Below are 6,265 nucleotides of genomic sequence, written 5' to 3' on the forward strand. Positions count from 1 at the left end.
AGAGACCGGCGCCGCCGGCGTTCGAGGCGCGGGGTCCGGGGCGGACGCTTCCGCATAGCGGACACCCGGTCCACATCCTGGCACCGACGGCGTACGCTCAAGAACAGTCTTCAACGCAGAAGGAGCGAAAAGACGATGCCCACGCTGAGGTCCCGCACAGTCACCCACGGCCGCAACATGGCGGGCGCCCGCGCCCTTATGCGGGCCTCCGGGGTACCCGGCGCGGACATCGGCCGGAAGCCGATCATCGCCGTCGCCAACAGCTTCACGGAGTTCGTGCCGGGCCACACCCACCTGGCCCCCGTCGGCCGGATCGTCAGCGAGGCGGTCGTCGCCGCCGGCGGCATCCCGCGCGAGTTCAACACGATCGCCGTGGACGACGGCATCGCCATGGGCCACGGCGGCATGCTCTACAGCCTCCCCTCCCGCGACCTCATCGCGGACAGCGTGGAGTACATGGTCGAGGCGCACTGCGCCGACGCCCTGATCTGCATCTCCAACTGCGACAAGATCACCCCGGGCATGCTCAACGCGGCCCTGCGCCTGAACATCCCGACGGTCTTCGTCTCCGGCGGGCCGATGGAGTCGGGCCGCGCCACGCTGGTCGACGGCACGGTGCGCACGCTCGACCTGGTCGACGCGATGTCGGAGGCGGTCAACGACAAGATCTCCGACGAGGACATCCTCCGCATCGAGGAGAACGCCTGTCCCACCTGCGGTTCCTGTTCCGGCATGTTCACCGCCAACTCGATGAACTGCCTGACCGAGGCGATCCGGCCTCTCCCTCCCCGGCAACGGATCGGTCCTGGCCACCCACACCGCCCGCAAGGCGCTCTACGAGAACGCCGCCCGCACGGTGATGGACCTGACCCGCCGCTACTACGAGCAGGACGACGAATCGGTCCTGCCCCGCAACATCGCCACGGCCGCCGCCTTCGGGAACGCCATGGCGCTCGACATCGCGATGGGCGGCTCCACCAACACGATCCTGCACCTCCTGGCCGCCGCCCAGGAGGCGGGCGTCTCCTACGGCCTGACCGAGATGGACGCCCTGTCGCGCCGCGTCCCGTGCCTGGCCAAGGTCGCCCCGAACGTCGCCAAGGACCGCACGTACTACATGGAGGACGTGCACCGCGCCGGCGGCATCCCGGCCCTCCTCGGTGAACTGCACCGGGGGGGCCTGCTCAACGAGGACGTGCACTCCGTGCACAGCCCGTCGCTGGACGACTGGCTGAAGACCTGGGACGTGCGCGGCGGTTCCCCGGCGCCGGAGGCGGTCGAACTGTGGCACGCCGCTCCCGGCTGCGTGCGCTCGGCGGAGGCGTTCTCCCAGTCCGAGCGCTGGGACAGCCTGGACCAGGACGCCGAGGGCGGCTGCATCCGCTCCGTGGAGCACGCCTACTCCAAGGACGGCGGCCTCGCGGTCCTGCGCGGCAATCTGGCCGTGGACGGATGCGTCGTGAAGACGGCGGGTGTCGACGAGTCCATCTGGACCTTCGAGGGCCCGGCCGTCGTCTGCGAGTCGCAGGAGGAGGCCGTCCAGAAGATCCTCACCCAGCAGGTCAACGAGGGCGACGTCGTCGTCATCCGCTACGAGGGCCCCAAGGGCGGCCCGGGCATGCAGGAGATGCTCTACCCGACCTCGTACCTGAAGGGCCGCGGCCTCGGCAAGACCTGCGCCCTGATCACGGACGGCCGCTTCTCCGGCGGTACGTCGGGCCTGTCCATCGGCCACGCCTCGCCCGAGGCCGCCTCCGGCGGAGCGATCGCGCTGGTGGAGGACGGCGACCGGATCCGGATCGACATCCCGAACCGCTCGATCGACCTCCTGGTCCCCGAGGCCGAGCTGGCCGCCCGCCGCGAGGCCCTGAACGGCGTGTACGCCCCGAAGAACCGCGACCGCAAGGTCTCGGCCGCCCTCCGCGCGTACGCCGCGATGGCGACGAGCGCCGACCGGGGCGCCGTCCGCGACGTCTCGAAGCTGGGCTGACCCGATCGGTACCGGGGGGCCGCACGCACGGCCCCCCGGCCGCCGCTCAACCTGCGGGATAATCGACTCCGTGAGCGAGAACAGCGAGACCCCCGAAGGCGCGGCCCCCGGCCCGTCCGAGCCGCCGGCCGCGACCCCGCAGGGCCCGCAGCCCGAGTCCCTCCGCTTCTTCGGGACCACGTGGGTCGCCCACGACGGCAACTACGGACTGCGTCGCGTCGGAGCCGCCGTCGGCTCCCTCCTCGCGGTGGCCGCGGCCTGCCTCGTCCTCCGCTTCGCGTACCAGGGGCTGGAGATCGCCGACGTCGGCGGCTTCGTCGGCGTGCTGGTCATCGCGATGTTCGCCGTCTGCAGCGCGATCGCCTTCCGCAAGACCTGGGAGGGCTTCGGCCGCCGCCCGGCCGACCCGGCCCGCGAGGAGAACCTGCGCGGCCTGAAGGCCATCGGCTTCGTCGGCTCGCTGCTCGCGTACTTCTTCCGTACGTTCACCGAGGCGCCCGGCGAGAAGCTGAGGCGTACGGAGTACGAGGAGGCCGTCGCCCGGTACGCGAAGCGCCGCGCCTCCCGCACCGGCAACCCGGCCGCCCGCAAGAAGAAGGGCCGCCGCGGCTGACGCGCCGCCCGGGGGCACGATGGCCGCATGACCACGACACACTCACCGGATGCGGCCCCGGGCCCCTCGCGCGCCCTGTCCTTCGACCGGGCCGCCGCCCAGTACGCCGCCGCCCGCCCCAGCTACCCGGACGCGCTGTTCGACGCCGTCGAGGACATCGCAGGCCGCCCCCTGCGAGGAGCCCGCGCCCTGGACGTCGGCGCGGGCACCGGCATCTCGACCCGCCGCCTCCTCGACCGCGGCGCCCGCGTCGTCGCCGTCGAGCCCGGGCCCGGCATGGCCGCCGAGCTGCGCCGGGGCCTCCCGGACGTCCCGCTCGTGCGGGGCGACGGCAACCGGCTCCCGTTCGCGACCGCCTCGGCCGACCTGATCACGTACGCCCAGTCCTGGCACTGGACCGATCACGCCCGCTCCACCGCCGAGGTCCGGCGCGTCCTGCGGCCGGGCGGCACGCTCGCCCTCTGGTGGAACGTCACCGACGACACGGTCCCGTGGATCGCCGCCCAGGAGGAACGGCTCCTCCGTTTCTTCGGCGTGGGCCCGGAGGAACTGGGCCCGAGGCGCTCGGCCGTCCAGGACCGCGACCTGCCGCCGGACCTCGCCTTCACCCACCGCCGCGTCCCGTGGACCCGGAGCGTCCCTCTCACCACCCACCTCGACAACCTGGGCAGCCATTCCGCGTTCCTGACCATCGAAGACGCCGCCGCCCGGGGTTTCCTCGTCGAGGAGCGGGCCCGGCTCCTGACGGAGTTCCCCGACGGCACGGTGGAGGAGGCCTACGTCGTGGAGCTGCACGCGGCCGTGCGCTGAGCCGGGGCAGCCCCGCCCGGTCCCTTGACGGCGGCGGTCCCGCGGAGCCAATATTCATCACATGATGAATTCTTCGGGCGTCGCCGTCGAGGCCCGTGGCCTCACCGTCCAACGAGGCAGCCGCACGGTCCTCAAGGGCCTCGACTTCACCGTCGAACCCGGCAGGATCACCGGCCTCCTCGGCCCCTCCGGCTGCGGCAAATCCACCCTCATGCGCGCCGTCGTCGGCACCCAGGCCAAGGCCACCGGCACCCTCCAGGTCCTCGGCAGCCCCGCAGGACACCCCTCCCTCCGCCCCCGCGTCGGGTACGTCACCCAGGCGCCCTCGGTCTACACCGACCTCACCGTCCGCCAGAACCTCGACTACTTCGCGGCGATCCTCCAGCCCGGCCGCGCCCACCGCGCCGCCCGTCACGAGGCGGTCACCCGCGCGCTCACCGAGGTCGACCTGACCAGCCACGAGGACGCCCTCGCCGGCAACCTCTCCGGCGGCCAGCGCACCCGCGTCTCGCTCGCCGTCGCCCTCCTCGGCACGCCCGATCTGCTCGTCCTGGACGAACCGACGGTCGGCCTCGACCCGGTCCTGCGCCGCGACCTGTGGCAGCTCTTCCACACCCTCGCCGCCGAACGCGGCACCGCACTCCTCATCTCCTCCCACGTCATGGACGAGGCCGAGCGCTGCCACCGCCTCCTCCTCATGCGCGAGGGCGAGATCCTCGCCGACGACACCCCGGACGCCCTGCGCACCGCCGCCGGCACCGACACCGTCGAAGCGGCCTTCCTGCACCTGGTCGACGCGGCCGCCCACCGCAAGGAGAACGCCCGATGAGCAGCACGACAGCCCCCCTCAGCCCGGCCCGCACCCTCGCCACGGCCGCCCGCGTCCTGCGCCAGCTCGCCCACGACCCCCGCACGGTCGCGCTGCTCCTGCTGGTCCCGGTCCTCCTGATCACGCTGCTGCGGTACGTCTTCGACGGCAGCCCGCAGACCTTCGACTCGATCGGCGCCTCGCTGCTGGGGATCTTCCCGCTGATCACGATGTTCCTGGTCACCTCGATCGCCACCCTGCGGGAACGGACCACCGGCACCCTGGAGCGCCTGCTCTCGATGCCGCTCGGCAAGGGCGACCTCATCGCGGGTTACGCGCTCGCCTTCGGGGCCGTCGCCGTCTTCCAGTCGCTCCTGGCCACCGGCCTGTCGGTGTGGGCCCTCGGCCTGGACGTCATGGGGTCGCTGTGGCTGCTGCTCCTGGTCGCGGTGCTCGACGCGCTGCTCGGCACGGCACTCGGGCTGTTCGTCTCGGCGTTCGCGGCCTCCGAGTTCCAGGCGGTGCAGTTCATGCCGGCGGTGATCTTCCCGCAGCTGCTGCTCTGCGGCCTCTTCATCCCGCGCGACCGGATGGCGCCGTTCCTGGAGGCCGTCTCGGACGTGCTGCCGATGTCGTACGCCGTGGACGGGATGAACGAGGTCCTCCACCACACCGAGGTCACCGGGGACTTCGTACGCGACGTCCTCGTCGTGGCGGGCTGCGCCCTGCTCGTCCTGGCCCTCGGCGCCGCCACCCTCCGCCGCCGCACCGCCTGACGGGGCGGTGCGAAGATGGCGCCGACGAGCACTGAGCACCGCGCACATCGAGCACCGCCCGGAGGGTGAACGGCATGACCCAGACAGTTGCAGTCCTCGGCACCGGCAAGATCGGCGAGGCCCTGCTCAGCGGCATGATCCGGGCCGGCTGGCGCCCGTCGAACCTGCTGGTCACCACCCGCCGCTCGGACCGGGCCGCGGAACTGCGCGACCGGTACGGCGTGGACGCGGTCACCAACGCGGAGGCCGCGAAGCGGGCGGACATCCTGATCCTCGCGGTCAAGCCCCAGGACATGGGCCGCCTCCTGGACGAGCTGGCTCCGCACCTCACCGCGGACCGCCTGGTGATCAGCGCGGCTGCCGGCATCACGACCGCGTTCATCGAGGACCGCCTCACCGCCGGCACCCCGGTCGTCCGCGTCATGCCGAACACGCCGGTCCTGGTGGACGAGGGCATGTCCGTCATCTCGGGGGGCAGTCACGCCACGGGGGAGCACCTCGCCTCGACGGACGCCATCTTCAAGGGCGTCGGCAAGACCCTGCGCGTCCCGGAGTCCCAGCAGGACGCGGCCACCGCCCTCTCCGGCTCGGGCCCGGCGTACTTCTACTTCCTCGTCGAGGCGATGACGGACGCCGGCATCCTGCTCGGTCTGCCGCGCGCCCAGGCCCACGACCTCATCGTCCAGGCCGCCATCGGCGCCGCCGTGATGCTCCGGGACAGCGGTGAGCACCCGGTCAAGCTCCGTGAGGCCGTCACCAGCCCGGCCGGCACCACCATCAGCGCCATCCGCGAACTGGAGAACCACGGTGTACGCGCGGCCCTCATCGCCGCACTCGAAGCGGCCCGTGACCGCAGCCGTGAGCTGGCCTCCGGCAACGGCTGACCAGGGCCAGTGACCCCCGGCCCAGCCGGGGGTTGACACGCCCTCTCCGGATCCGTAGTGTGCTCCGAGTTGTCCGACGTGAGCGCCGACTCCGGTTGGTCCCCGGACAGCCATTCCGCAGTAACCACAACGAGCACGCGACAGTTGTCGCATGTCTTGGCGTGCGTTTATGCGAAATGAGGAATCCGCGTTCGAAGGAGCGCGACCCCGATTAGCGTCGGGGCCCAGGATTCCGCTAATGTCTCACTCGTCGGAACGGCCCAACGGCCGGGAGGACAAGCCCCACTGACTGGGAATCAGGCCCGAAAGGATCTGATAGAGTCGGACTCGCCGGAAAGGGAAACGCGAAAGCGAAGAACTGGAAAGCGAAAACTGCTTGACCCG

Annotated in this window: 5 protein-coding genes and 1 pseudogene; all 6 read left to right on the top strand. The window is 71.8% G+C overall.

Translation table 11 applies throughout. The features are described 5' to 3' along the window. The first annotated feature begins 135 nt into the window (after positions 1–135). Positions 136–1,990 (top strand): annotated as a pseudogene (gene ilvD / locus ACN6LM_RS18935) (dihydroxy-acid dehydratase). A 70-nt stretch (positions 1,991–2,060) separates the two neighbouring features. Beyond that, positions 2,061–2,603 (top strand): hypothetical protein, encoded by a 543-nt coding sequence (locus tag ACN6LM_RS18940; protein WP_445066563.1) that lies wholly within the window; start codon positions 2,061–2,063, stop codon positions 2,601–2,603. A 27-nt stretch (positions 2,604–2,630) separates the two neighbouring features. Then, on the top strand, positions 2,631–3,413 hold the full coding sequence (locus tag ACN6LM_RS18945) for a class I SAM-dependent methyltransferase (RefSeq protein WP_445066564.1): 783 nt from the start codon (positions 2,631–2,633) through the stop codon (positions 3,411–3,413). A gap of 61 nt (positions 3,414–3,474) precedes the next feature. Next, the gene (locus ACN6LM_RS18950; protein ID WP_445066565.1) at positions 3,475–4,242 is read left to right on the top strand and encodes an ABC transporter ATP-binding protein; all 768 of its coding nucleotides are present in this window, start codon (positions 3,475–3,477) and stop codon (positions 4,240–4,242) included. After that, entirely contained in the window at positions 4,239–4,997 is a 759-nt protein-coding gene (locus tag ACN6LM_RS18955) for an ABC transporter permease (protein ID WP_445066566.1), read from the top strand. Before ACN6LM_RS18950 ends, ACN6LM_RS18955 begins: the two co-directional genes overlap by 4 nt. A 74-nt stretch (positions 4,998–5,071) precedes the next feature. Then, positions 5,072–5,881, top strand: a complete 810-nt coding sequence (gene proC / locus ACN6LM_RS18960; protein WP_164399075.1) for a pyrroline-5-carboxylate reductase — start codon at positions 5,072–5,074, stop codon at positions 5,879–5,881. The last annotated feature ends 384 nt before the right edge of the window (positions 5,882–6,265 follow it).

The organism is Streptomyces sp. SAS_281 (assembly GCF_052542855.1).

Bases quoted from the DNA above. Each gene is read 5' to 3' on its own strand.
- ACN6LM_RS18945 (WP_445066564.1), top strand. From the start codon at position 2,631: ATGACCACGACACACTCACCGGATGCGGCCCCGGGCCCCTCGCGCGCC.
- ACN6LM_RS18950 (WP_445066565.1), top strand. From the start codon at position 3,475: ATGATGAATTCTTCGGGCGTCGCCGTCGAGGCCCGTGGCCTCACCGTC.
- ACN6LM_RS18955 (WP_445066566.1), top strand. From the start codon at position 4,239: ATGAGCAGCACGACAGCCCCCCTCAGCCCGGCCCGCACCCTCGCCACG.
- proC (WP_164399075.1), top strand. From the start codon at position 5,072: ATGACCCAGACAGTTGCAGTCCTCGGCACCGGCAAGATCGGCGAGGCC.